The sequence below is a fragment of the Microbacterium sp. LjRoot205 genome, assembly GCF_056175745.1.
Genome location: NZ_JBGFFH010000008.1, coordinates 203,797 through 228,446 on the forward strand (window position 1 = coordinate 203,797; position 24,650 = coordinate 228,446).

Sequence of the window (24,650 nt, forward strand, 5' to 3'; positions counted from 1 at the left end):
CGAGTGCTGACGTGCATGCCGGCCTTAGAGCGAGAGGTACGAGCGGAGCGTCGCGGCCTCGCCACGCAGCATCGCCGGATCATCACCGGGCACGAACTCGAGCAGTGCGTCTCTCGGGGGCGTCGGCGCAGACTGCGCCTCTCCGAAGAACCGGGTCCAGAGGGCATCACGTGCCCGCAGCGGCAGCCGGTCGTGGTCGGGCCACCACGAGAACACGTGCGCGGCGCTCACATGGTCTGCGATCGCGCGATACTCATCGAGCACCGCGTCGACCGCGGCACCGACCGTGGGCTGCCAGTAGGTGCTGAGCGTGGGCCTCGCGACCTCCTCGAGCACTCGGAGTGTCGTCGGCGCGGTGTCGGCGAGCGTGCCCGAATGGAACTCGAGCGCGAGGGACATGCCCCGCGCGCTCGCCTCGTCGACCGCATCCTGCAGTCGGGCGATCGTCGCCGCCCAGTCCTGCGGTGCGGCCTCGTCGGATCCGATCGAACCCGCCCAGACGCGCACGCGGTCGACGCCGAGAGCCTCGGCGGTGTCGAGCACGGGAGTGACCGCCTCGTCGGCACCGGCGCGGAAGTACGAGCCGTACGAGCAGCACACCAGCCCGGCATCCGTCGTCAGCCTCGCCGCCCTCGCCGCCTGCTCGACGTCCCCGGCCGGCACGTGCGTGTCGGCACCCCACTCGATGACCTCGAGTCGCGCCTCGGCTGCGAGCTCGACGACGCGTTCGACGCTCAGCGACGCGAAGGTCACCGAGCAGAGTCCTGGCCGGATCGTTGTCATGGGTTCATCCTCTCAACGGTCTGCGTCGGTGTCTCGGGGGTTGCGCCCGGCGGCTCTCTTCGTGTCAGCCCGCTGCACCGCCTGCAGGATCGAGGCACGGATGCAGGACCGGAATCGTGTTCCGGCCCGGCATCCGTGCCCTGGCCCTGCACGTGGGACCCCGACCGGTTCCGATCCGGGCCGCCATCCGAAGAGCCCTCTGCCGCCTGCAGGATCGAGGCACGGATGCAGGACGAGAAGCCGTGTTCCGGCCCGGCATCCGTGCCCTGGTCCTGCACGTGGCACGCCTATCGCACGCAAGCGGCCCGCCTTCGGCGATCGAGTCCCCGACGTCAGCGCAGGTGCGGCGAGACCGCGGCACCGAAGGTCTCGGCCGTGCGCCGCACGACGTTCTCGGGAGCATCCGACCAGACGTCGGCGTTGAAGATCTCGACCTCGATATCGCGGTCGTAGCCCGTCTCGATCACGGCGCGGGTGAGCGAGCCGAAGTCGATCACGCCGTCGCCCGTGTAGTGCCGCGACAGCAGCACGTCGGCGGCGAGCGGGGTCTTCCAGTCGCACACCTGGTAGGTCGCGATGCGGCCCTCTCGACCGGCGCGCGCGATCTGCTCGAGCACCTGCGGATCCCACCAGATGTGGAACGTGTCGACTGCTGCGCCCACGACATCGGCGTCGAAGTCGGCGGCGATGTCGAGCGCCTGGCCGAGCGTCGAGACGACAGCGCGATCGGAGGCGTACATCGGATGCAGCGGCTCGATCGCCAGCGTCACGCCCGCCGCCTTCGCGTCGGAGGCGAGAACGCCGATCGCGTCGCGCACACGTTCGCGCGCGCCGATCAGATCGCGAGAGCCGGCGGGGATGCCGCCGGCCACGAGCACGAGCACCGCGGTCGACCCGTCGGCACCTGCGGCGGCGAGCGTCGCGGTCTCTTCGATCGCGCGGCGGTTGTCGTCGAGTGCCGCGACGCGCTCGGGCCCCTCGGGAAGGGTGAAGAACCCGCCGCGGCAGTGCGTCGTGAATCGCAGCCCCGAGTCCTCGAGCATGCGGGCGGCGACGTCGAGCCCGACCTCGTTCACGGGCTCGCGCCACAGACCGATCGCCTGGATGCCGGCATCCGCCGTCACCCGCAGCGCCGTCGCGAGGTCGGCGTGCTTGATGGTCGCCTGATTGATCGACAGGCGGGGATCGACGATCATGCATCCACCCCGTTCAGGCGCAGCATCCCGTGCCAGCGCTCGCGCGCGAGTTCGGGCTTCTCCAATGCGAGCGACGCGTTGGCCAGCTCGACGATGCGGCTGAGGTGCGGAAGGCTCCGCGCCGAGTGCAGACCGCCGACCATCTGGAACGCGGGCTGATGCCCGTTGAGCCAAGAGAGGAAGGCGACACCGGTCTTGTAATAGAACGTCGGCGCCGCGAACACCTGACGGCTCAGCTCTTCGGTCGGTCCGAGGATCTCGAGGTAGCGGGCAGGGTCTCCGGCATCCAGCGCCTGGATCGCTGCGGACGCCACCGGGGTGATCGCCGCGAACGCGCCGAGCAGCGCATCGGAGTGGGTGCGTTTCGTCTCGGTGCTTCGCTCCTCGCTCGACGACCGGGTGGTGTCGCCGCCGATCAGGCCGACGTAGTTGAAGTCGTCGCCCGTGAACATGCGCGCGCCCTGCGGAAGCTGCTCACGAACCGAGATCTCGGACTCGGCGTTCAGCAGGCTCATCTTCACGCCCGCGACCCTGTCGGGCTGCTCCCCGATGATGTCGAGCAGCACAGCGGATGCCGTCTGCCACTCGTCCGCGCCGAAGTAGCCGGCGAGCTCAGGATCGAAGGCCGTGCCGAGCCAGTGCAGCACGACCGGAACCGTGGCCGACGAGAGCACTTCGCGGTAGACGCGACGGTAGTCGTCGGCGCTCTCCGCGACGCGGGCCAGGTGGCGCGAGGCCATGAGCACGGGGCCCGCGCCCTGCTCCTCGGTGAAGTGCAGCTGCTCCTTGTAGGCATCGATCACCTGGTCGAGTGTGATGTGCGACTCGGCGACGTGATCGGTGTTGACGCCGACCACGACGGAGCCACCCTCCTCGCGGGCGACCTCGGCGCTGCGTGCGATGAGCTCGCGCGTCGCCGCGGCATCCAGGCCCATGTTGCGCTGCGCGGTGTCCATGGCATCGGCGACGCCGAGTCCCCACGAGTACACGTTGCGGCGGAACGCGAGCGTCGAATCCCAATCGATGTCGGCGGGCTGGCCGGGGGTGTTGTCGGCGTGCACCTTGGGCACGACGTGGGCTGCGGCGTAAGCGACGCGGCTCTGCAGCGGCGAGGACGGTCGCGAGTACCCACCGCCCTCGCGCAGCTCGGCGTCCGTCACCGCGCCCGCGGTGTCGAGAAGTCGGAGAGTGCTCATGCTCAGCCCAGCGTCAGCGGCTCGAGCGCGACCTTGCGGCCCTCGGCGCTGGAGGTCAGACCCGCCTCGGCGAACTGCACGCCACGAGCACCCGAAAGCAGGTCGAAGGGGTACTTCGTGCCCTCGACGAACGAGACCAGGTACTCCTCCCACTGCTGACGGAAGCCGTTGAGGAAGACGTCGTTCGTGGGCACCTGCTGCCAGTCGGCGTCGTAGTCATGACTGTCTTCGAGGTCGGGGTTCCACACCGGCTTCGGCGTCGCGTTGCGCGGCTGGATCTTCGCGCCGAAGAGTCCGACCACGGCGGATCCGTGGGTGCCGTCGACCTGGAACTCGACGAGCTCATCGCGGTTCACGCGCACCGTCCAGCTCGAGTTGATCTCGGCGATGATGCCGCCCTCGATCTCGAAGATGCCGTATGCGGCGTCTTCGGCGGTGGCGGTGTAGTGCTCGCCGTTCTCGTCCCAGCGGTCGGCGATGTGCACGGCGGCCTGCGCGTAGACGCTCTTGACGTGGCCGAACAGGTTCTCGAGCACGTAGTTCCAGTGCGGGAACATGTCGACGATGATGCCGCCGCCGTCTTCGGTGCGGTAGTTCCAGCTGGGGCGCTGCGCGGGCTGCCAATCGCCCTCGAACACCCAGTAGCCGAACTCGCCTCGCACCGACAGGATTCGGCCGAAGAAGCCCGAGTCGATCAGGCGCTTGAGCTTCTGGAGGCCGGGCAGGTAGAGCTTGTCGTGCACGACGCCGGTCTTGACGCGCGCCTCATCGGCGAGACGCGCGAGCTCGAGAGCCTCGTCCAGCGACTCAGCGGTGGGCTTCTCGGTGTAGATGGCCTTGCCTGCCGCGATCGCCTTGCGAAGAGCGGAGGCACGGGCCTTGGTCACGAGGAAGTCGGCGTAGATCTCCCACTTCGGGTCGGCGAGGGCCGCGTCGAGGTCGGTCGTGTAGTCCTCGATGCCGTGCTTGGCGGCGAGCTCGGCGAGCTTGGCCTCATTGCGGCCGACGAGCAGCGGCTTCACCGTGATGCGGGATCCGTCGGGCAGCTCGATGCCGCCCTCTTCGCGGATCGCGAGGATCGACCGCACGAGGTGCTGCCGGTAGCCCATGCGTCCCGAGACGCCGTTCATGATGATCCCGATCTCGCGGGTTGTCGTCTGCGACATTGCTGGTCCGTTCTCTTCTTTCAGATCCCGCATCCTCTGCGGGGAAACCCCTGTGTGCGATCCGGCGCGGGTAAGCGCTTTCCGTCAGCATGCCACGCTAGAGGCTTATGTGCAAGCAGCGGGGAAAACGCTCTCCCTTACTCCTGCGACGGGTCTCGCTGGGCGGGGCCGGGTGCAGAGGTCAATTCCGCATCCGAACCGGCCTGTTCCGGTGCTCTTTTGACCCCGCACCGTGCGCCAGATGCGTTTTCGACCCCACAACCTGCGCCGGGTGCGATCTCTGGCCCCACACCGCGCGCCGGGCGCGCCTCTGACCCCGCAGGGCGAGACGGACGGCTGCCCGCGTGAAGAACCGAGCGCCTCAGCGGGTGCTGGCGCGGTCGATCAGAAGAGTCGGGACGACAGCGGATGCCGCGACGCCCGGCGTGCCCTCGATCTCTGCGACGAGCAGACCCACGGCGCGCTGCGCGAGCGCCGTGAAGTCCTGGCGGATCGTCGTCAGCGGAGGCCGGTAGTTCGCGGCATCCGGCACGTCGTCGAACCCGACGACGCCGACGTCTTCGGGAACCCGCCGCCCCGCCTCGGCGAAGGCCCGCAGCAGCCCGAGCGCCATCTGGTCGTTGGCGCAGAAGACGGCGGATGCTGCGCGCAGCGCCTCCCCGGCGACGAACCCGGCCTCGGCCGTCCAGTCGCCGCGGACGACGGGCGCGGGCTCGATGCCCGCGTCCGCGAGAGCCTGCCTCCACCCGCGCTCGCGTTCCGCCGCGGCGAACGACCCGGAAGGACCGGCGAGATGGTGCACGGTCTCGTGGCCGAGGCTCAACAGGTGGGCGGTCGCCGCGGCGGCGCCGCCAACGTGGTCACTGTGCACGACGGCGAGCTCGGCTGACGCCGGCGCATCGACCACGACCAGTCGCAGACCGGGCGGCCGTTGGGCTTCGGGAACCAGAGCGGACGCCTCGTTCAGCACGATCGCCCCGTCGACCTCCTGCTCGGCGAGCCGTTCGAAGGCGTCGGCGACGCTGTCGCCCGCCGTCACGAGGGTGAGCGCATAGCCGCGTTCCGCCGCTGCCTCGGCGGTGGCCTGCAGCATCCGCGAGTTGCCGACCGTCGCGAGAGTGGTGACGACGAGCCCGATGGTCTGCGAGCGGCCGGTGCGCAGCGCCCGCGCGGCGCGATGCGGGCGATAGCCGAGCTCGGCCATCGCCGTCTCGACACGTTCACGGGTGGCGGGGTCGACGCGGGGGCTGTCGTTGACGACGCGTGAGACGGTCTGACCCGAGACGCCGGCGCGAGAGGCGACCATCGCCATCGACACTCGACCCGATGCGGGGCGACTGCGGCGCGGCCGGTCGCCGCTGAGCGCGAGGTCGTCGTCGTTCACCGGCATCCTCCACCCATCACTCGGTCCGTCTCCGTCGAAGTCCGTCCACAACTCTCGGAATGTTGACGTTACCACGGCGATGTGCGTACCATGTTTACGTGAACACGCACGAATCTCCTGAGTTGCGAACCGAGACTCTCTCAGCCGGAATCATCAAACGGGCCACCACGCTCGCCGACGGCCGCGAGCTGATCTACTTCGACGACCCCGACACGACGCTCGGTGCCGAGCGCGCGGTCGACGCACGCACCCTCGATGCCCGCGGCGAGACCGCCACGATGCGCCTCGACGTGCTGACGGGCGACTGGATCACCGTCGCCGCGAACCGGCAGAACCGCGTCATGATGCCGAGCGCCGACGCCGACCCGCTCGCTCCACAGTCGCCGACCAACCCGTCTGAGGTGCCGTCGCTCTACGACGTCGCCGTGTTCGAGAACCGCTCGCCCGCGTTCGGCCCTGCCCTGGCCGAGGCCACCGGCACCGCCCCCGCAGCGAGCAACCCTCCGCGCGGACTCGACGACCTCAGCGCTCTGGGCCTCGGCCGCACCCGCACGTCGGTCGGTCGCTGCGAGGTCGTCTGCTTCAGCCCTGAGCACACCGGATCGTTCGGCACGCAGTCGGTCACGCGCGCCCGCACCGTGATCGAGGCCTGGGCCGACCGCACCGCCGCGCTCTCCCAGCTCCCGGGAATCCAGCAGATCTTCCCGTTCGAGAACCGCGGCGAGGCCATCGGGGTCACGCTCCCCCACCCCCACGGCCAGATCTACGCGTACCCCTACGTGACGCCGCGCACCACGCGGCTGCTCGACTCGATCGACCGCACCGCTCCCGACCTGTTCCAGCACATCCTCGAGTCCGAGCAGGCGTCCGAGCGCGTCGTGTTCCGCGGAGAGCACTGGACGGCCTTCGTGCCCTTCGCCGCCCGCTGGCCTCTCGAGGTGCACCTGATGCCGCACCGCCACGTTCCCGATTTCGCCGAGACGACGGATGCCGAGCGCGACGAACTCGCCCCGCTGTACCTGCGCCTGCTCCGTGGCGTCGACGCGCTCTACGACACCCCGACCCCGTACATCGCCGCCTGGCATCAGGCTCCCGTGAACGTCGGTCGCGACAGCGTGCGGCTGCATCTGCAGCTGACCAGCCCCCGCCGGGCCGCCGACAAGCTCAAGTTCCTCGCCGGCTCCGAGGCCGCGATGTGGGCCTGGGCCGCCGAGGTCACCCCCGAACAGGGCGCCGCCCGCATCCGCGAGGCCATCGCGAAGGCAGACGCCACCCACGCATCCGCAGACACCGCAGACACCGCAGACGAGGCATCCGCATGACCACCACCATCGAGGCCGCGACGGCGCTCTTCACCGACCTCACCGGCCGCGCCCCCGACGGTGTCTGGTCGGCGCCGGGACGAGTGAACCTGATCGGCGAGCACACCGACTACAACGACGGCTTCGTGCTGCCGTTCGCGATCCCGCACCGCACCTACGCGGCCGTCGGGATCCGCGACGACGGCCTCGGTCGAGTGCGCGTCGCATCGACCTTCGCCGATGCACCGGTCGAGGTCTCCCTCGACGAGCTCGACGAGCTGTTCCCCACCCCGTCCGGTACCGCCCCCGGTGTGCCCGAATGGGCCGCATACCCGCTCGGCGTCGCCTGGGCGCTCCGTCAGGCGGGTGCGGACGGCCGCGGTCTCGACATCGCGATCACCTCCGACGTCCCGGTCGGCGCAGGACTCTCGTCGTCCGCCGCGATCGAGAGCGCCACGGCATCCGCCCTGAACGACCTCTGGGCCGCCGGACTCGACCGCACCGCCCTCGCGCGCGTCGGCCGTCGAGCCGAGAACGAGGCAGTCGGCGCTCCGACCGGCATCATGGACCAGATGGCCTCGATGCTCGGCGAGCCGGACGCGGCGATCTTCCTCGACTGCCGCTCGCTCGACGCGAACCTCGTGCAGGTCGGCATCGCCGAGGCCGGCCTCGCGATCCTCGTGATGGACACCCGCGTCAAGCACGCCCACTCCACCGGCGGCTACGGCGAGCGCCGCGCCGCCTGTGAGCGCGGCGCCGCGATCATGGGCGTGCCGAGCCTGCGCGACGTCTTGGTCGACGACCTGGCCCGCGCCGAAGAGCTCATGGACGACGTGACCTTCCGTCGAGTGCGCCACGTGGTCACCGAGAACCAGCGCGTGCTCGACACTGTGAAGGTGCTGCGCGAAGAGGGCCCCCGCTCCATCGGCGACCTGCTCGTGGCCTCTCATGCCTCGATGCGCGACGACTTCGAGATCTCGGTGCCCGAGCTCGACACGGCGGTCGAGGCCGCCCTCGCCGCCGGAGCCATCGGCGCTCGGATGACCGGCGGCGGGTTCGGCGGAGCCGCGATCGCGCTCATCGAGCAGAATGCCGTGCAGCAGGTGACGGATGCCGTGAACGCCGCGTTCGCCGCATCCGGGTTCACGGCCCCCGTGATCTTCACCGTCACCCCGTCGGCCGGAGCGGGCCGCGACGCCTGACCGGAGTCAGGGTCCGCTGATCGCGACCTGAGATACTGAACACTTCCCCACCCTGAGGAGCACAATGTCCTGGATCGTGACCGGCGGCGCCGGCTACATCGGCTCGCACGTCGTTCGCGCACTGTCGGATGCGGGGCTGACGCCCGTCATCCTCGACGACCTCTCGAGTGGCGTCGCGTCGTTCGTGCCCGAGGGCGTGGCCTTCGTGCAGGGCAGCATCCTCGACCGCGAGCTCGTCGAGAAGACCCTCCGAGACCACGACGCCGAGGGCGTCATCCACGTCGCCGGATACAAGTACGCCGGAGTGTCGGTGCAGCGTCCGCTGCACACCTACGCGCAGAACGTCGAAGGCACCCGCGTGATCCTCGAGGCGATGGAGGCCGCGGGCGTCGCCAACATCGTGTTCTCGTCGTCGGCCGCTGTGTTCGGCACCCCCGATGTGGCGCTCGTCGTCGAAGACACCGCCAAGAAGCCGGCCAGCCCCTACGGCGAGTCGAAGCTGATCGGCGAATGGCTGCTGCGCGATCAGGCGATCGCGACCGCCGAGTCCGACAAGCCGCTGCGACACACGTCGCTGCGCTACTTCAACGTCGTCGGCTCCGCAGACCCGACCGTCTACGACGTGAGCCCGCACAACCTGTTCCCGATCGTGTTCGAGAAGCTCATCGCGGGAGAGACCCCGCGCATCAACGGCGACGACTACGACACCGAAGACGGCACCAACGTGCGCGACTACGTGCACGTCGGCGACATCGCGGCGGCCCACGTCGCCGCAGCCCAGCGCCTCGCCACCGGCGCGCCGATCGAAGCGGCCTACAACCTCGGTTCGGGCGACGGCCTCAGCGTGAAGCAGATCATGGATGCCGTCGCACGCGTCACCGGCATCGACTTCACCCCCGAGATCGGCCCCCGTCGCCCCGGCGACCCCGACCGCATCGTCGCGACCGGCGAGCTCGCCGCGCGCGACCTCGACTGGAAGATGCGGTACACGGTCGACGAGATGGTGCGGACGGGGTGGGAAGCGCGTCGGGCCGCGTCCTGACGTCAGAGGTCTCGGGTGCGGCCTCAGAGGTCTCGGGAGCGGATCGGGTAGAGCCAGAAGCACAGCCACGCGAGGGCGGCGAAGACGAGCGGAACCACGGCGACCATCACGCGGATGCCGCCATCGACCGCCTCGGGCTGCGCATCGCCCAGCGACGCATCGAAGCCTGACGCCGTCAGCACGGCCGCCGCGACGACGGCCTGCAGCACGACCGAGCCGCGCACCACGAACCCGTTCACGCCGAAGTAGGCGCCCTCTCGTCGGTGACCGGTGCGGGTCGCGTCCTCGTCGATGATCTGTGCGAGCACGACCTCGAGCAACTGCAGCAGGCCGCCGACACCGACACCCACCGCGACGCCGACCAGAGYCGCGGCCGGCACGGTCGACGGCAGCAGGTAGCCGAGCATGGCGATGCCGAACACCGCGACGCTCCACAGCAGCGCCGCGCGGGGTGAGGTGCGGCGCACGACCGCGCTCCACAGCACGATCGACGGGATGGCGGTCACGAAGATCGCACCCAGCAGCAGGCTGGCCTCGCCCTCGGCGGCGCCCAGCGAATACCTCACGTAGAACGGCAGAGCGGCGAGGATCACGGCGATCGATGTCTGGATGAACAACGAGCCGAGCACGTAGGGGACGAACGCCCGATTCGCGAACGTGTACTTCAGCTGGTCGCGCCACCGCATCGCCTCGGACGCCGCCTCCGGCACCCGGCGCTCGATCATGCCGCCGACGAACGACCACACCAGCAGCACGAGGCAGACGGTCGAGAGCACGATCGCCATGCCCGGCCAGCCGATCGACCCGTACAGTGCAGGGGCGCCCGCGGTGCCGAGCACCATTCCGAGGATCGCGAAGATCTGGCGCGGCACGTTGCCCCGCGCGCGCTCGTCGGTCGTGCGAAAGATCTCGGGGAACAGCGCCGAGATGTTCAGCACCACCACCACGAACGCGATGTCGTACACCGCCACGACGACGAGGAACCACACGATCAGCCCGGCGGTCGGCAGCTCCGGGGGCATCCACACCAGCGCGAAGGCGATCACGAGCGGCACGATGCCGAGACCGATCCACGGAATGCGGCGGCCCCACGGTGTGCGGATGCGGTCGGACAGCGCGCCCACGACGGGGTTCAGCACCGCATTCAGGATGCCGTGCGCGATCATCGCCGCGGCGACCCACCCCGGTGCGAGTCCGAGGTGGGTGACGTAGAAGTAGACGACGAAAGCCGAGAACGTCTGCGCCATGAGCTGCGTGGGAAACCCTGATGCGCCGAACGCGATCGCCTGCGCTCTGGTGGGAGCGCCGTCGAGTCGACGATCACGCAGCCGCGTCGCCATCGAGGTCATGCGCGCCGGCTCCGCTGCAGATCGCGCAGGTCGCGCCAGCCGAGTCGTACGAGTCCTTCGTCGGCGAACGCCTGCAGCACAGCGGGGTCGGAGAGCAGGCGAAGCTCGTGTCCGCGCTTGGCGGCGGCGAAGTCGACGACGGCCCGCAGCTCGTCGTCGTCGACCATCGGATGCAGGTAGATCTCGGTCACCCCGGCCGGAACAGCGCGCAGCAGGGCGATGAAGCCGTCGCGGACCTGCTCATAGGATTCGCCGGGCACCTCTTCGAACGGGTGGCTCCACAGCCGATCGATGATCTCGACCCCCAGGGCGTCGGCTGCGGCCGATGCCTCCGCGAGCTTCGCCTGCAGCGCGGGGTCCTCGTCCGTGCCCTCCATGCTGCGCGGCAGCCGGAAAGGCAGTCCGTTGCGGGCGGCGAGCTCGAAGACCGGACCGAGGAAGTCCCGCCCGGTGAGCAGACCGTAGACCGATCCCATGTGGTTGTCGAGGTGGGTCACGTCGACCCCGGCATCCAGCGCCGCCTGCAGCTGCGCGGCGATCTCGGCGGTGACGTCATCGACCGTCGCGAGCTCTTCGATGGTCAGGACGTCGGCGGGAAAGTACCCCGCTCCGTCGACGAGGGTGCTGGCGGCGCCCGTGAGCGGTCGCCAGCGGTAGTCCGTCCACTCGCTCGTGAGCACGAGGTGCACGCCGACGTCGAGGTCGGTGCGCGAGGCCGCGAATGCCATCGCCTCCGGCGCCCAGGCGCACGGCACCATCAGGGTCGTCGAGTCGACATGGCCTGCGTCCAGCAGCTGGGTGATCGCCGTGTTGGCCGCGTGGCACATGCCGAAGTCGTCCGCATTGATGATCACGGCCCTGGCTCCGGGTGCGAGTCCGAGGCGATCCGCGAGGTCCGAGGTCATCTTCGGCTCCTGTCCGAGGCGGGGAGCAGCCGGGCGAAGACCGATGCTCGAAGCGCGGATGCCGCCTCGCCGACCGCGCCGACCAGGGGCGCTTCCGGACCGAACGACGAGACGACGAGTGTGAGCGGCAGCTGCGGGGCGAGCTCTTCCGCGAACTCGGCTGCTGCACGGGCGAGCGCCGGGTGCGCGGCCGTGCCGCTGAGCAGGAAGGCCTCCGGGTCGAGCACGAGCGCGATGCTGCCGGCGATCAGGGTGAGCCTGCGCCCCATCTCGGCGGTCATGGCGAGCGCGGCCGCATCGCCGGCCCACGCCGCGTCGAGGTGCTGGTCGATCGTCTCGTCGGGGTCGCGTCCGTAGGCGAGCGCGAGATCGCGCACGACGGCGTCGCCGAGCACCGGAGCGCCGATCGGCAGCGGGCTCTGCGGCAGATACATGACCTCGCCGGCGACACCCGAGAATCCACGGTGCAGGGACCCGTCGATGACGATCCCGGCTCCGAGACCGTCGTCGAGGAGCAGCAGCGCGAAGCTGCTGAGCCCTGCGCCGGTGCCCTCCGAGAGCTCGGCGAGCGCCGCGAGGTTGACGTCGTTCTCGACCCGCACCGGGCATCCGAGCCGCTCGGCAAGCCCGTTCTTGAACGCGCCGCCGTCGGGACCCTGGTCGTCGCGGATGCCTCCGTCGGCGGTGACGATGCCGGGGATGCCGACGACAGCGAGCAGCAGCGGCCCGTTCACCGTGCGGCGACACGCGTCGACCAGCCCGGCGATGTGCTGCACCCGGTCGCCGCGCGGCGGGAATGCGGCGTGAGTCTCTGCTCGCACTGCCCCTGCGGGGTCGACCAGGGCGACATGAGCGGCGTGGGCGTCGACGTGCACGGCTGCGGCGAACCCGAGCTGCGGATGCAGTGCGACGCGCCCCGCTGCGGGTCCGCGCGTGTCACGATCGACCCCGGCCGCGGCCACCGCTGACGATGCCTCGAGCATTCGCAGCACCTGCGTCACCGCCGTGCGCGACAGACCTGTCTCGGCGACGAGTTCCGCGCGCGTGAGCGGGCCCCGGCGCGCGAGCGTCTCGAGGATCGCGCGGCCGTTGAGCGTTCGAAGCAGGGTCTGGGGCCCCGCGAGTGGTCGTGCCAAGATGATCCCCCCGGATTCGACGTGCGCCCAGCTTGACACATCGCGTCATACGTGTCGAGGAATCAGAACCCCGATCCTCAGTCGAGTGCTGACATCACGTGCTTGACGCGCGTGTAGTCGTCGAAGCCGTACTGCGAGAGGTCCTTGCCGTAGCCGGAGTGCTTGAACCCGCCGTGCGGCATGTCGGAGACGAACGGGATGTGCGTGTTGATCCACACGCAGCCGAAGTCGAGGTCGCGTGAGAAGCGCATCGCACGGGCATGATCGGTCGTCCACACCGATGAGGCCAGTGCGTAGGGCACGTCGTTGGCCATCTCGAGCGCCCGCTCGTCGGTGTCGAATGCCTGCACGGTCAGCACCGGGCCGAAGATCTCGCCCTGCACGGCCTCGTCGTCCTGGTGCAGACCCGAGACGATCGTCGCTTCGAAGAAGTAGCCCTTCTCACCCTGACGCTCCCCGCCGGTCTCGATCTTCGCGTGCGCGGGCAGCCGGTCGACGAAGCCCTGCACCTGGGCGAGTTGGGCCGCGCTGCTGAGCGGGCCATAGAGCACACCCTCCTCGTGGGGGCCGCCCGTACGAGCATCCGTCTTCGCCTTCTCGACCAGCGCCGCGACGAACTCGTCGTGCACCGACGAGTGCACGAGCACGCGGGTCGCGGCCGTGCAGTCCTGCCCGGCGTTGAAGAATGCTCCGGAGACGATGCCGGATGCCGCCTTGTCGAGGTTCGCATCGGGGAACACGATCGCGGGCGCCTTGCCGCCGAGCTCGAGGTGCACCCGCTTGACGTCGTTCGCCGCCGAGCGCGCGACGGCCATGCCCGCACGCACGGAGCCGGTGATCGCGACCATCTGCGGGGTCGGGTGCTCGACGAGCGCCACCCCTGTGTCGCGGTCGCCGAGCACGACGTTGAGCGTGCCGGCCGGTGTGTGCAGCGCCACGATCTCGGCGAGCAGCAGTGTGGTCAGCGGCGTGGACTCTGCGGGCTTCAGCACGACGGTGTTGCCTGCGGCGAGCGCGGGGGCGATCTTCCACACCGCCATGTTGAGTGGATAGTTCCAGGGGGTCACCTGACCGATCACGCCGATCGGCTCGCGGCGCACGAACGAGGTGTGTCCGGCGAGGTACTCCCCCGCCGCCCGCCCCTCGAGGCTGCGCGCAGCACCGGCGAAGAACCGCAGCTGGTCGATCGACTGCAGGATCTCGTCGGTCACGAGGCTCGCCCGGGGCTTGCCGGTGTCCTTCGACTCGAGGTCGGCGAACTCCTCGGCACGCGCCTGCATCTCGTCGGCGATGCGGAACAGCGCGAGCTGGCGGTCGGCCGGGGTCGTGTCGCGCCAGAGCGGGAAGGCAGCGGATGCCGCGGCGTACGCGGCATCGACGTCAGAGGCGTCCGAGACCGGCAGCTCGCCATACGTCTCCTCGGTGACGGGATCGATGAGCGGCATCCGCCCCTGTCCGTTCACGGGAACGTGCTGCCCGCCGATGAAGTTCTGAAGGAGTTCTGTGGCCATGGTCGCCATGCTAGCGATCCGACTGCGAATACAGAAGAGCCTGCTGGCCTGAACGATGGAATCAGTTGCCAGAAGGCAGCGGTGCTGTCAATATCGACACATGAGCGCCACAGCGAAGCAGCCCGTGCTGGATGACATCTCGAAGCGGATCGTCGAGCTGTTGCAAGAGGACGGGCGACGGCCCTACGCCGAGATCGGCCGAGAGGTGGGGCTCAGCGAGGCGGCGGCGCGCCAGCGCGTGCAGCGGATGACCGAGGCAGGCATCATCCAGATCGTCGCGGTGACCGACCCGATGCAGCTCGGCTTCAACCGCATGTCGATGATCGGCATCCGAGTGACGGGCGACCCCCGACTCATCGCCGAGGAGCTGACGAAGATCACCGAGCTCGCCTACGTCGTCGTAACGCTGGGCACCTTCGACATCCTCGTCGAGGCCGTGTGCGAGAGCGACACCCACCTGCTCGACCTGATCGCCACCCGCATCCGCACGATCCCCGGCATCACCCACACCGAGAGCCTGCTCTACGCCGGGCTCTACAAAGACCTCTACAACTGGGGCACGCGCTGAGGCGCGGCTCCGAGAACGGGACTGATCATGGGAACCACGGTCTTCGAACGTCGCCGCCCCGCGGATGCCGTGATCGACGCCTCGCTGCGCGACACGGCTCTCAGCGTGTTCTGGCTCGACGACGTCGAGCGCGTCTCGCACCCCACGCTCACCGGCAGCATCACTGCCGACCTCGCCATCGTCGGCGGCGGCTACGCCGGACTCTGGACCGCCGTGCGCGCCAAGGAGCGCGACCCGCAGCGACGTGTCGTGCTGCTCGAGGCATCGCGCATCGCGTGGGCGGCATCCGGCCGCAACGGTGGGTTCTGCGAGGCGAGCCTCACGCACGGGCATGAGAACGGCGTGACCCGCTGGCCCGACGAGATCGATCGCCTCGAAGAGCTCGGCCTCGAGAACCTCGACGGCATCGAGGCGACCGTGAAGCGCTATGGCATGGATGTCGACTTCGAGCGCACCGGCCAGCTGGCCGTGGCCGTCGAGCCGCACCAGGTGGAGTGGCTGCGCGAGGAGGAAGGCTTCCTCGACCGCGACGCCGTGCAGGCTGAGGTGCACTCCGACACGTTCCTCGCCGGAGCGTGGGAACGCGACGCGTGCGCGCTCGTGCATCCCGCGAAGCTCGGTCTCGAACTGGCCCGTGTCGCGGTCGAGCTCGGGGTCGAGATCTACGAGCACTCGCTCGTGCGCGAGGTGATCGGCGACGGGTCGAGCGCGATCACGCTCGTGACCCGCGACGGCGGACGGGTGCGAGCGGATGCCGTGGCACTCGCCACCAACGTCTTCCCCTCGCTGCTCAAGCGCAACCGCCTGATGACCGTTCCCGTCTACGACTACGTGCTGATGACCGAGCCGCTGACCGACGAGCAGCTCGCCTCGATCGGATGGTCGAACCGTCAGGGCCTGGCCGACAGCGCCAACCAGTTCCACTACTACCGGCTCACGGCCGACAACCGCATCCTGTTCGGCGGATACGATGCGGTCTACCACTTCGGCGGCAAGGTGCGCCCCGAATACGAAGACCGCGCCGAGAGCCACCGCAAGCTCGCCTCGCACTTCTTCACGACGTTCCCGCAGCTCGAGGGCCTGCGCTTCACTCACCGCTGGGCGGGGGCGATCGACTCGTCGAGCCGCTTCTGCGCGTTCTTCGGCACCGCCCGCAAGGGTCGGGTCGCGTATGCGACCGGCTTCACCGGCCTCGGCGTCGGCGCGGCGCGCTTCGCCGCCGACGTCATGCTCGACAAGCTCTCGGGTGAGTCGACCGAGCGCACCGAGCTCGCGATGGTCCGCGAGAAGCCGATCCCCTTCCCGCCAGAGCCCGTCGCCTCGATCGGCGTCAACCTCGTCCGCGCGGCGATGAACCAGGCCGACCACAACGAGGGCAAGCGCAACCTGTTCCTCAAGACACTCGACGCGGTCGGCATGGGATTCGACTCGTGAGCGAGCTCGTACCGGGAACCGGGGTGGATGCCGCGGCGCTGCCGCTCGCGCACTCGCCGTTGCCGGCGGACGAGGTTCTCATCGGCCGGCCGACCTCCGCCACGCACCCGCTGGCCACCGTCGGCGAGGTCGAGGTCGGCATCTGGGAGATGACGCCGGGCACGGCATCCGACACCGAGGCCGACGAGGTGTTCGTCGTGCTCTCAGGTCACGCTCGCATCGAGTTCGTCGAACCGGCGCTGCCTGCGATCGAGGTCGACCCCGGGTCGGTCGTGCGCCTGTCCGAGGGCCAGCGCACCGTGTGGACGATCACCGAGACGCTCCGCAAGATCTACATCGCCTGAGGTGTGGCGACGTCGTCACGCGCACCCGGGATCGTTTAAGGAGATCCTCGGGGCTTGCGAGGAGACCGCAGCCGAGGCCCTGCGTCAGACCGATCCGTCCGGAGTGAACGGACTAGCGGGCCCGTGGTGACGGCGGGTCTCGGGGTCGATCCAGTTGCCCGAGCCGGTCATCCGGTGCCATCGCTTGTGGAACGCGAGATCGGTGCCGTCGGCTTCGACGACAGCCGCACCGCACAGGTCGCAGATACGCAGGATGACGATGTCACCGTCTGCAGTCGTGACCGAGATTGACCCCGCCGGGAATACGACGCCCATCGTGCTCCTCCTCTCGTGCCCTCACCGACCGTCGAGGTCAGGCTTCCTGGTTCCTGTCAGGGTAGCCAAGCGCGCCCACCGCCGACACTGTCGGCATCTCCACCGGGCGCAGTCAGCCTTCCGGTGATGAGTCCCTGCCGCGGTCCGCATCTAGGACGATACCGAGTCGGTCGGCGACAGCACGAGCCTGCCTCTCAGCGGCGTCTGCTGCGCGTTCGAGGCCGGGCAGATCCTCCGGGCGGAAGTACCAGGTCGATCGGTCTCCCGGGGAGACGTATCGTTCCTCGTCGGTGAGCTGCGCGTCGGCGCGGGCCTTAAAGAGGTCGGCCTCGGCACGGTCCCGCTCGTCGAGCGCCCGCGACGCGAGCTCGATGTCCTGGGCGGTCAGGTCCACCGGGGCCCCGGCCTCCACGAGGGGATGGATCAGCACGGACGGCAGGGGCTTCGGGATGGAGGCGGCCGGTCGCGCGCGCGAGGCGATGACCGCGGTCACCACAGCGCCCAGGACGAACAGCAGCCCGACGGCCATGGCTGCGTCTCGAAACGGCGGTCGGAGCGACGCGATCACCACGCCGGCCCCGGCCGCGAGCAGGAGACCGCCGGCGATCGGGACGAGACACCCGATCGCATCGCTCCTGCCACGGGCGACGCGCGCTCGCCGATAACTCTCGATGATCGCCAACGCGTCGGTGTCGCTGTCCGGCGGCACGAGGTGCAGCTGGTCCGGGCGCGTCCGGATCGCCGCTGCGTCGACGGCCGGCAGGCGGAAGCAATCCGGACGGTCGGAGGAGATCGGCACCACCCCATCCTCTCGCGCCGGGGCCCTGTATCGGCCCGTCGGGGGAGCAACGTGACCGACCGCGACCCGCGCTCGCGTCCACCGTACCCGCCGAAAACGATCGTTATCGGCGGCGCCTCCTGCGACAGCGCGAAGCGGTCGCCGTAAACGCCAGTCGGAAGCGCGATTCGGCAGACGTATCCGGCTGAACTACGGTGTCGCTCCCGATACGACAGCTGACTGACACAGATCTCACGTTGTGGCCGCTTCAGCTCGTGCGAGCCGCATCTGTTGCTCGCTCGCGCCGCCGGGCTCGGTGCCACCGTCGCGGCCAGACAAAGTGCGCTACTGAGAACGCGAACAGTGCCCACGCAGCGAACAGGAGCCAGCCGATGGGCTCGCGTACCGCATACTCGCCAAAGTCGTCCGCGACGTATCTCACTGGCGCGAAACTAATCAGGAGAAAGCACGCGGTGAGTCCGATGAAAGCTCCCGCCAGAGCCAGCTCACCGTTCGCGAGCCATCGAGCCCTTAGAGCGTCGATCATTCGTAGCGGTAAGCCGATGACGAATGCCACGACCATGGACACCACAGCAACAAGGACCGCGATGAGCCCGTAGGCCAGTAGCGACGCGGCGCCGTCGTATGCCGAGGCGAGAAGGCTGGTGAGAATCAGCGCAAAGAAGAAGAGCACGGCACCGCCAGCGAAGAATTGGCGTGCAGCATGACTGTTCTGAGACGGCCGAGCCTTCTGCGTATCGCGGAGCGTCATAAACGTCACCCTAGCAATGCAGTTGATCGCGCCAAGTGACTTTATGAGGGCCCTCAGCGGCCTGCCGAAAACGATCGTTTACGGCGCGGTCATCGACGTCGACGACCAGGCGCACGACACGCCGTCAAACGATCCAACGAAATTCCCTGCCGAAACCTGATTCACCGAAACTGCTGCATCAGCGTGTTCGGCAGGGCACCAGCGGCTGCTCCGACACGCGGCGCGCCCCCGACCTGCCGCCCGGCTCAGAGCAGCGCCCGCACCGACGCATACGCGTCGGCGACGTCACGGGTGGGCCGGTCGTAGACACGCACGACACCGGCACCCCCGTCGTGCCTGCCCCACCCCGGATCGCCGGTGGTGCTGAACGCGACCGCGGAGCCGTGCACGTCGTCAGCGAGTTCCTGGGGCGGGTTCGGCCCCGCGAGAGCTTCCATAGCCGTGCCATCGAGGCAGTCGAAGAAGAACGGCACATCGAGGCAGTGCTCGGCGAACCCGAAGCGCCCCGAGGGCCACGCGAACCGGTACACCCAGGTCGGCGCCTCGCCGCGGTCGGCCGCGACGCGCAGCACGCCGACCCGGAACATCCGGTCGGTGAGCACGCGGCCGGCGAGGCGCGACTTTCCGAGCCTCACGATGTCGGCGTTCGCCGCGAGATACTCGGCACGGGTGCTCTTCGGCAGCCCGAGGCGGTTGAGCAGCACGGTGCGCGGAACCCATCGCAGCGCTTTCGCGGCGGCACCGCCGAAGACCATCGTGAACTCGTCATCGGTGGCACCGAGCACGAGCGGCTTGTCGGCACCGACGCCGGCACGCAGGGATTCTCGTGTCGGCCTCACGATCAGATCGCCGTCGACGACGGGGCCCAGCGGCAGTCCTTCCTCGATCATCGTCGTCATCGACGACGGACCGAGCTGGGTCGCCTTCTTCTGCAGCGCGAGCAGACGGTCCTCGCTCACCGTCGACAGACCGGCCACGGTCGGGGCCACTCCCTCTGAGGCAGCGAGCGCCCGCCCGAGTTTCTCGGCCCGGGACGCCGATACGTCTCCGAGAGCCCCAGAGATCGCATAGACGCCACGGAACAGGCGCTGCGCCTGCTCCATCCCGAGCAACGTCAGCACCGCGCCGCCGCCGGCGGACTGCCCGGCGATCGTCACGCGGTCCGGGTCTCCTCCGAAGGCGGCGATGTTCTGCTGCACCCATTCGAGCGCGAGCAGCCAATCGCGCACGCCGCGGTTCGACGGCGCATCCTCGATCCAGCCGAAGCCGTCGAAGCCGAGCCGGTATGAGATCGACACGGTGACGACGCCGTCGCGGTTGAAGTTGCGGCCGTCATACCAGGGGCTCGCCGGCGAACCGGCGAAGTATCCGCCGCCATGGATCCAGACGACAACGGGCAGCCCGGATGCCGTGGGGTCGGGCGTGAACACGTTGACGTTCAGCGTCGAGTCGCCCTCGACGCTCGGCTCGGGGATCAAGGTCACACCGGGGTCACCGCGCTGCGCGGTCGCGCCGAACTCGAGTGCGTCGCGCACGCCCTCCCACGGCGCCCTCGGAACCGGTGCCTGGAATCGGAGTTCGCCGATCGGCGGCTCGGCGAACGGGATGCCGAGGAACGCGGCCGATCGCGGAGCCCCTCGCCCTCCCGTCGTCGGGCGCCAGCACCCTCGAACCCGCCCCGCGGCGGTCTGCACCTCGACGTACTCGGTCATGACTCTCACCCTGTCACCACGAGACTCCCCTGCCGAAACTACGGCGTGGGCATCGCGGCGACGACGATCCTCGGCTCCACGTATCCGGCCTGCTCCAGCTGCACTGCGACCTCGGCACTGTAGGCGTCGACGTCACGGTCGTCGAGCACGCTGATCTCGCCGAAGACGGCGACCGCCTGCACCTGGAACGGCTCGTCGAACTGCACCCCGGGATCTGCCAGAGTGTCGAGCCACACCTGCACCGCCGCGAAGTAGCGATCGGATCGGTCGGCGTCATAGCCCAGCCACTCGAGCGTTCCTGACCGTGAGTCCGGCCCGTCCTGCTCGTGTCTCAGAAGCAGGCGCACCGGCAGGGTGCCCAGCGGCGACTGCTCGACGATCGGCAGCGCCTCCTCGATGAATGCTCGCGTCTCGGCGTACGACATGTCACCCAGGATGGCTTCGAGCGTGATTCCGTCGGAAGACGATCTGACCCGCACGTCGTCAGGGGCGGAGTCGAGCTCGTTGACCGCATCTGACACAGGCTCGGCAAAGGACTCCGAGCGTTCGTCCGGCGTCGCATACTGGGGCACACATCCCGTGAGCAGCAGCGTGGCGATGGCGACAGCGGCGGCGACAACCGCGATACGCCGGTTCATTCGGCAACTCCGTACAGCGTGGTCTTGCCGTCTTTCGGCAGTGCCGTGACGTTGGTGTAGATCACGTTCACGGCAGGCCCCAGCACCGCTCTGTTCGTGAGCGCAGCCATGATCTGCGCCGTCTGCTCGGAAGTGAGATCGGTGACGCCGGTGAGAGAGACCCAGGTCACATCAGGATTGAGTCGTATCCGGGCGCTCGACAGGTAGTCGAGACTCGCCAGATCCTCGCTCAGTTCGATCCATCCCTCGCCCAGTTCCACGCGACCCGACTTGTTCGAGATCGAGGCGCGATCGACGGACGCGTACAGCGACGGCGGAGCATCGGAATAGGGTGGCTCGCTCACGGCCTGCTCGAGCGCATCGTAGGCCTCGGCCATCGTCTTTCCGGCGTCGCCCGGATCCTCCGAGAACACCGCCAGGGTTCCGGGGCCCACACCTTCCGTCGCGGTGACGTAGCTGACCTCGGTGAACCCGGCGTCGAGGAGTCCCGCCCACAGGCGAACGTCGTCCGCGAAGCGATCGGCGTCGTCGTAGGTCGTCGTACTGAACTTCGTCTGCACATAGGGGTCGCCCGGATACACGGCCACGATGGCGAGTTCGCGCGGACGGCCCTCGCCCATCCCGTCGACGATGTCGCGCACCGCCAGCGCCGTCGTCACGATGTCGTCCTCCGGCGCGTCCGGGTCGATCTGCACGAGGTTCTCGTACGGCGCGACGAGGACGCCAGGAACTTTCTCGACTTCGAGCATCGCAGCGACGGAAGCAGGATCCTGCTCCCCCTCTTGCCCCGCACAGCCCGCCAATGTCACCACGAGCGCGATGACGACAACCCCCCGGATGTATCGCATGCTTCGACCCTATCCCGCAGGGTTGAGGGTACGAGCGCACCCGGGCACCGTCGGATCAGGGTCCTACTCCCCGACGCGCGACACCACGGCGTGCGGCATCCGCTCGGTCATCACGCGCACCGCCACGGGATTGTCGTCGACGAGCACGGCGTCGCGCCCGAGGGCCGAAGCCACGGCTCCGGTCGTGCCGCTGCCGGCGAAGAGGTCGAGCACGCGGTCGCCGGGACGGCTGGATGCCCGCACGATGCGCCGCAGGATTCCCTCGGGCTTCTGCGTCGGATACCCCGTCTTCTCACGTCCGGTCGTCGGCACGATCGTGTGCCACCAGACATCGGTGGGCAGCTTGCCGCGTGCGGCCTTCTCGGGCGTGACGAGACCGGGCGCCATGTAGGGCTCTCGATCGATGTCGTCGGCGTTGAACACGTACTCGCGCGGGTTCTTGACGTAGACGAGGATCGTGTCGTGCTTGGTCGGCCAGCGGCGGCGCGACTTCGCGCCGTAGTCGTAGGCCCAGATGAGCTCGTTGAGAAAGCAGTCACGGCCGAACACCGCATCGAGCATGACCTTGGCGTAGTGCGCCTCGCGGTAGTCGAGGTGCAGATAGAGCGTGCCGTCGTCGGCGAGCAGCCGCCAGGCCTCCTCGAGCCGCGGCATCAGGAAAGCGCCGTAGTCGTCGAAGCGGTCGTCATAGGTGCGCAGCATGCCGCGCACCCGCTCGTACGCGTGGCCGTGGAACCCGTGTCGCACCTCGGCCCCGGGCCCCGCCGGTTCAGTATTCAGCAGAATCGGGTCGGCTGCGGCATCCGACCCGCGGGATTCCGTGGCTGCGACGCCGTCGGCGCCCGTTTCGTGCTGAGTTGTGAACGTGCGACGGGCCGTGACGACCTGGCGCTCCTGCGTGCGCCCCGTGTTGAACGGCGGGTCGAGGTAGACGAGCGTGAAGGATGCCGACGGCAGGGTCGCCGTGACCGCGAGATTGTCGCCCTGGATGATCGAGACGTCGCCGCGGACGACGGGGGCAGGCGTCGCCGGATCAGACGCAGGTGCAGGCGAGGGGTCGGTCACGGAACCCGATGCAGCCACGTGTCCGTGGCGAACTTCGACTCGACCAGCGCCTCGGCGTCCGCATACTCATCGGCACTGATCGCGCCGTCTTCCGCCGAGGTGAGCGAGCGGAACGTGTCCTTGAAGCGCTCGATGATCTCGGCCCGCGAGAGCCCGGTCTGGCTGCGCAGCGGATCCACCCGCTTCGCCGCCGAGGTGGTTCCCTTGTCGCTGAGCTTCTCGCGGCCGATGCGCAGCACCTCGGTCATCGTCTGGCCGTCGATGTCGTACGAGAGGGTCGCGTGGTGCAGCACTCCCCCGTTGGCGAGGCGCTTCTGCGCGGCTCCGCCGATCTTGCCCGAGGAGCTGGCGATGTCGTTGAGCGGCTGGTAGATCGCGTCGATGCCGAGCGAGCGCAGCGCCTGCAGCACCCAGTCGTCGAGAAAGGCGTAGGAGTCGGCGAAGGTCATGCCCTGCACGAGGGATGCCGGCACGTAGAGCGAGTAGGTGATGATCTGCCCCGCGGCCATGAGCATCGCGCCACCGCCCGAGATGCGGCGAACGACGTCGAATCCGTGGCGGGCAGCACCTTCGGGGTCGACCTCGTTGCGGTACGACTGGAACGAGCCGATGACGACGGCCGACTGGTCCCACTCCCAGATGCGCAGCGTCGGACGACGGCGCCCCTCACCGACCCGAGAGGTGAGCACCTCGTCGAGCGCGAGGTTCATGCGCGGCGAGACCGCCTTCTCGTGCACGATCTCCCAGTCGAAGTCGTTCCACCCCGGTGCCGTGACGAGTGCTCGACGCACGGCCGTGCCGACGGCTTCGGGAGTGAACCCGAGCAGCTGCGCACCCTCGGGCAGCGCACCGCGCACCGCCGCGGCGATGGCCGTGGCATCCGTCTCGACCGGCAGTCCGGTGACCGCCCGGTCGATGTCGTCGAGTGCCGTGTCGGGTTCGAGGAAGAAGTCGCCGGCGAGCCGGAAGCGAGTGATCCTGCCGTCTTCGACCTCGAGGTCGACGACGACGAGCTTTCCTCCTGGAACCTTGAATTCACCGTGCACGATTACAGCTTAAGGCGAGGCCGTCGCTGGGGCGCGGTCCGCCGCGGATTCACCGCCCGAGCACGACAGCCCGCTCGCCCGCGCGGATCGGCGCCGATAAGCGATTGCCCGGCGGCGGCTGCGGGCACACGTATTGATCGGAGAAGGCGCACGGAGGCAGGTATGCGCGGTTGAAGTCGATGACCACGGAACCGTCGGATGCCGGTTCTTCGATCGGCAGGAAGCGGAAGCGATACGTCTCGGTGCCGTTGGTGCCGTCGGCGAAGATCGCGCTCAGGCCGCCCTGGGGCGTGCGGGTCGCGGCGAGCGCCACCGCGACGCCGTCGAGCGTGAACCGCAGCCGACCGGCGAGGTCGGACTCGTGCGAGCGACCGTCCACCGAGGTGACGGTGATCGTCTCGCCGGGCGTCGGCTCGAACACCGCGGCGATCCGCCATCCCTTCCGAGGCGGATACGCGTCGATCGCGCTGAACCGCTCCCGCTCCGGCCGCCTCGGGTTGAACACCCGCAGCGCCACCTCCCCCCGCCTGTCGAAGACGCGCAGCTCGCGGCGTCCGAGCCGCAGCGTGTCACGGCCCCTCAGCGTGACGACCGACCCGGTGGTGCCGAGATCGCTGCCGCGGATCCCTCCGTCTCCCGTGAGCGCCCAGAGCCCGGGCACCCCCTCGACGGCAGCGGGCTCGGTGATGAGCCAGTTCGTCGACTCGAGCGCGGCCGGGCCGTACTCGGCGCCGGCATAGCGCTCCCGCGAGTCATGCCACGCACGCCACTCGTCTTCGAAACCCACCCCACACCTGCCTCTCGCCGCGAATCTATGCGGAGGGAAGACCGGTATGCCGGGATGACGTCACGCGGATTCACCCGCTGTAACGGGGGTTCATCGGGCGTAACACTCGGACGCGCGAAAAGGCGCCCGACCCCGGTCGTTGAGAGAGGACGGCGAAGCCGACCGAGACGAA

The 24,650-nt window shown here is 69.1% G+C and carries 25 protein-coding genes; 7 read left to right on the forward strand and 18 right to left on the reverse strand.

The window, feature by feature from the left end; genetic code table 11:
* Positions 1 to 24 precede the first annotated feature (24 nt).
* From AC04ME_RS15325 to AC04ME_RS15345, 5 genes are all read right to left on the reverse strand, one after another.
* Complete coding sequence (locus tag AC04ME_RS15325; protein WP_455905547.1) at positions 25 to 783, reverse strand: sugar phosphate isomerase/epimerase family protein; 759 nt, start codon at positions 781 to 783, stop codon at positions 25 to 27.
* A gap of 332 nt (positions 784 to 1,115) precedes the next feature.
* Positions 1,116 to 1,979, reverse strand: coding sequence for a sugar phosphate isomerase/epimerase family protein (locus tag AC04ME_RS15330; protein WP_309691402.1), 864 nt, complete (start codon positions 1,977 to 1,979; stop codon positions 1,116 to 1,118).
* Entirely contained in the window at positions 1,976 to 3,175 is a 1,200-nt protein-coding gene (locus AC04ME_RS15335; RefSeq protein WP_475435840.1) for a dihydrodipicolinate synthase family protein, read from the reverse strand. Before AC04ME_RS15335 ends, AC04ME_RS15330 begins: the two co-directional genes overlap by 4 nt.
* Positions 3,176 to 3,177: 2 nt before the next feature.
* The gene (locus tag AC04ME_RS15340) at positions 3,178 to 4,341 is read right to left on the reverse strand and encodes a Gfo/Idh/MocA family protein (RefSeq protein WP_475435842.1); all 1,164 of its coding nucleotides are present in this window, start codon (positions 4,339 to 4,341) and stop codon (positions 3,178 to 3,180) included.
* Between the two features lie 361 nt (positions 4,342 to 4,702).
* Positions 4,703 to 5,653 carry a LacI family DNA-binding transcriptional regulator gene (locus AC04ME_RS15345; RefSeq protein ID WP_042541493.1) on the reverse strand — a complete coding sequence of 317 codons (951 nt, stop codon included), beginning with the start codon at positions 5,651 to 5,653 and terminating at the stop codon, positions 4,703 to 4,705.
* Positions 5,654 to 5,823: 170 nt separating this feature from the next.
* Here AC04ME_RS15345 and galT point away from each other — a divergent pair, with 170 nt between their 5' ends.
* From galT to galE, 3 genes are all read left to right on the forward strand, one after another.
* On the forward strand, positions 5,824 to 7,047 hold the full coding sequence (gene galT, locus AC04ME_RS15350; protein WP_475435844.1) for a galactose-1-phosphate uridylyltransferase: 1,224 nt from the start codon (positions 5,824 to 5,826) through the stop codon (positions 7,045 to 7,047).
* Complete coding sequence (galK, locus tag AC04ME_RS15355) at positions 7,044 to 8,228, forward strand: galactokinase (protein ID WP_475435846.1); 1,185 nt, start codon at positions 7,044 to 7,046, stop codon at positions 8,226 to 8,228. The genes galT and galK overlap by 4 nt, the downstream gene beginning before the upstream one ends.
* A gap of 64 nt (positions 8,229 to 8,292) precedes the next feature.
* Positions 8,293 to 9,270, forward strand: coding sequence for a UDP-glucose 4-epimerase GalE (gene galE, locus AC04ME_RS15360; RefSeq protein ID WP_475435848.1), 978 nt, complete (start codon positions 8,293 to 8,295; stop codon positions 9,268 to 9,270).
* A gap of 23 nt (positions 9,271 to 9,293) precedes the next feature.
* Here the strand turns inward: galE and AC04ME_RS15365 are convergent, their stop codons facing one another.
* The 4 genes from AC04ME_RS15365 to AC04ME_RS15380 form a co-directional block, all read right to left on the reverse strand.
* Entirely contained in the window at positions 9,294 to 10,619 is a 1,326-nt protein-coding gene (locus AC04ME_RS15365) for an MFS transporter (protein WP_475435850.1), read from the reverse strand.
* Positions 10,616 to 11,524, reverse strand: coding sequence for a polysaccharide deacetylase family protein (locus AC04ME_RS15370; RefSeq protein ID WP_475435851.1), 909 nt, complete (start codon positions 11,522 to 11,524; stop codon positions 10,616 to 10,618). The genes AC04ME_RS15365 and AC04ME_RS15370 overlap by 4 nt, the downstream gene beginning before the upstream one ends.
* Positions 11,521 to 12,660 (reverse strand): ROK family transcriptional regulator, encoded by a 1,140-nt coding sequence (locus AC04ME_RS15375; protein WP_475435853.1) that lies wholly within the window; start codon positions 12,658 to 12,660, stop codon positions 11,521 to 11,523. The genes AC04ME_RS15370 and AC04ME_RS15375 overlap by 4 nt, the downstream gene beginning before the upstream one ends.
* 77 nt (positions 12,661 to 12,737) lie before the next feature.
* Positions 12,738 to 14,171, reverse strand: a complete 1,434-nt coding sequence (locus AC04ME_RS15380) for a gamma-aminobutyraldehyde dehydrogenase (RefSeq protein WP_475435855.1) — start codon at positions 14,169 to 14,171, stop codon at positions 12,738 to 12,740.
* Between the two features lie 100 nt (positions 14,172 to 14,271).
* Here AC04ME_RS15380 and AC04ME_RS15385 point away from each other — a divergent pair, with 100 nt between their 5' ends.
* Genes AC04ME_RS15385 through AC04ME_RS15395 form a run of 3 tightly spaced genes read left to right on the forward strand, consistent with a single transcriptional unit; the run spans position 14,272 to position 16,517 of the window.
* Complete coding sequence (locus AC04ME_RS15385) at positions 14,272 to 14,739, forward strand: Lrp/AsnC family transcriptional regulator (protein WP_140038142.1); 468 nt, start codon at positions 14,272 to 14,274, stop codon at positions 14,737 to 14,739.
* 27 nt (positions 14,740 to 14,766) lie between these two features.
* The gene (locus tag AC04ME_RS15390) at positions 14,767 to 16,173 is read left to right on the forward strand and encodes an NAD(P)/FAD-dependent oxidoreductase (protein WP_475435858.1); all 1,407 of its coding nucleotides are present in this window, start codon (positions 14,767 to 14,769) and stop codon (positions 16,171 to 16,173) included.
* The gene (locus AC04ME_RS15395; protein ID WP_475435860.1) at positions 16,170 to 16,517 is read left to right on the forward strand and encodes a cupin domain-containing protein; all 348 of its coding nucleotides are present in this window, start codon (positions 16,170 to 16,172) and stop codon (positions 16,515 to 16,517) included. Before AC04ME_RS15390 ends, AC04ME_RS15395 begins: the two co-directional genes overlap by 4 nt.
* 84 nt (positions 16,518 to 16,601) lie before the next feature.
* Here AC04ME_RS15395 and AC04ME_RS15400 read toward each other — a convergent pair whose 3' ends face one another.
* The 3 genes from AC04ME_RS15400 to AC04ME_RS15410 form a co-directional block, all read right to left on the reverse strand.
* Entirely contained in the window at positions 16,602 to 16,832 is a 231-nt protein-coding gene (locus AC04ME_RS15400; protein WP_475435861.1) for a histidine ammonia-lyase, read from the reverse strand.
* Positions 16,833 to 16,944: 112 nt separating this feature from the next.
* On the reverse strand, positions 16,945 to 17,631 hold the full coding sequence (locus AC04ME_RS15405) for a hypothetical protein (RefSeq protein WP_475435863.1): 687 nt from the start codon (positions 17,629 to 17,631) through the stop codon (positions 16,945 to 16,947).
* Positions 17,632 to 17,878: 247 nt separating this feature from the next.
* Positions 17,879 to 18,382, reverse strand: a complete 504-nt coding sequence (locus AC04ME_RS15410) for a hypothetical protein (protein WP_475435865.1) — start codon at positions 18,380 to 18,382, stop codon at positions 17,879 to 17,881.
* Between the two features lie 16 nt (positions 18,383 to 18,398).
* Between AC04ME_RS15410 and AC04ME_RS15415 the strand changes: the two genes are divergently transcribed.
* Positions 18,399 to 18,542: a hypothetical protein gene (locus AC04ME_RS15415; protein WP_475435867.1), complete on the forward strand. Its 144-nt coding sequence runs from the start codon at positions 18,399 to 18,401 to the stop codon at positions 18,540 to 18,542.
* An 85-nt stretch (positions 18,543 to 18,627) separates the two neighbouring features.
* Here the strand turns inward: AC04ME_RS15415 and AC04ME_RS15420 are convergent, their stop codons facing one another.
* The 6 genes from AC04ME_RS15420 to AC04ME_RS15445 form a co-directional block, all read right to left on the reverse strand.
* Positions 18,628 to 20,094 carry a carboxylesterase/lipase family protein gene (locus AC04ME_RS15420; protein WP_475435869.1) on the reverse strand — a complete coding sequence of 489 codons (1,467 nt, stop codon included), beginning with the start codon at positions 20,092 to 20,094 and terminating at the stop codon, positions 18,628 to 18,630.
* Positions 20,095 to 20,132: 38 nt separating this feature from the next.
* Positions 20,133 to 20,732, reverse strand: coding sequence for a hypothetical protein (locus tag AC04ME_RS15425; protein WP_475435871.1), 600 nt, complete (start codon positions 20,730 to 20,732; stop codon positions 20,133 to 20,135).
* Positions 20,729 to 21,580: a hypothetical protein gene (locus tag AC04ME_RS15430; RefSeq protein ID WP_475435873.1), complete on the reverse strand. Its 852-nt coding sequence runs from the start codon at positions 21,578 to 21,580 to the stop codon at positions 20,729 to 20,731. Before AC04ME_RS15430 ends, AC04ME_RS15425 begins: the two co-directional genes overlap by 4 nt.
* Before the next feature lie 63 nt (positions 21,581 to 21,643).
* Positions 21,644 to 22,645, reverse strand: a complete 1,002-nt coding sequence (locus AC04ME_RS15435) for a DNA-methyltransferase (RefSeq protein ID WP_475435875.1) — start codon at positions 22,643 to 22,645, stop codon at positions 21,644 to 21,646.
* The gene (locus tag AC04ME_RS15440; RefSeq protein WP_475435877.1) at positions 22,642 to 23,691 is read right to left on the reverse strand and encodes a lipoyl protein ligase domain-containing protein; all 1,050 of its coding nucleotides are present in this window, start codon (positions 23,689 to 23,691) and stop codon (positions 22,642 to 22,644) included. The genes AC04ME_RS15435 and AC04ME_RS15440 overlap by 4 nt, the downstream gene beginning before the upstream one ends.
* Positions 23,692 to 23,740: 49 nt before the next feature.
* Positions 23,741 to 24,478: a DUF1684 domain-containing protein gene (locus tag AC04ME_RS15445; protein WP_475435879.1), complete on the reverse strand. Its 738-nt coding sequence runs from the start codon at positions 24,476 to 24,478 to the stop codon at positions 23,741 to 23,743.
* Positions 24,479 to 24,650 lie beyond the last annotated feature (172 nt).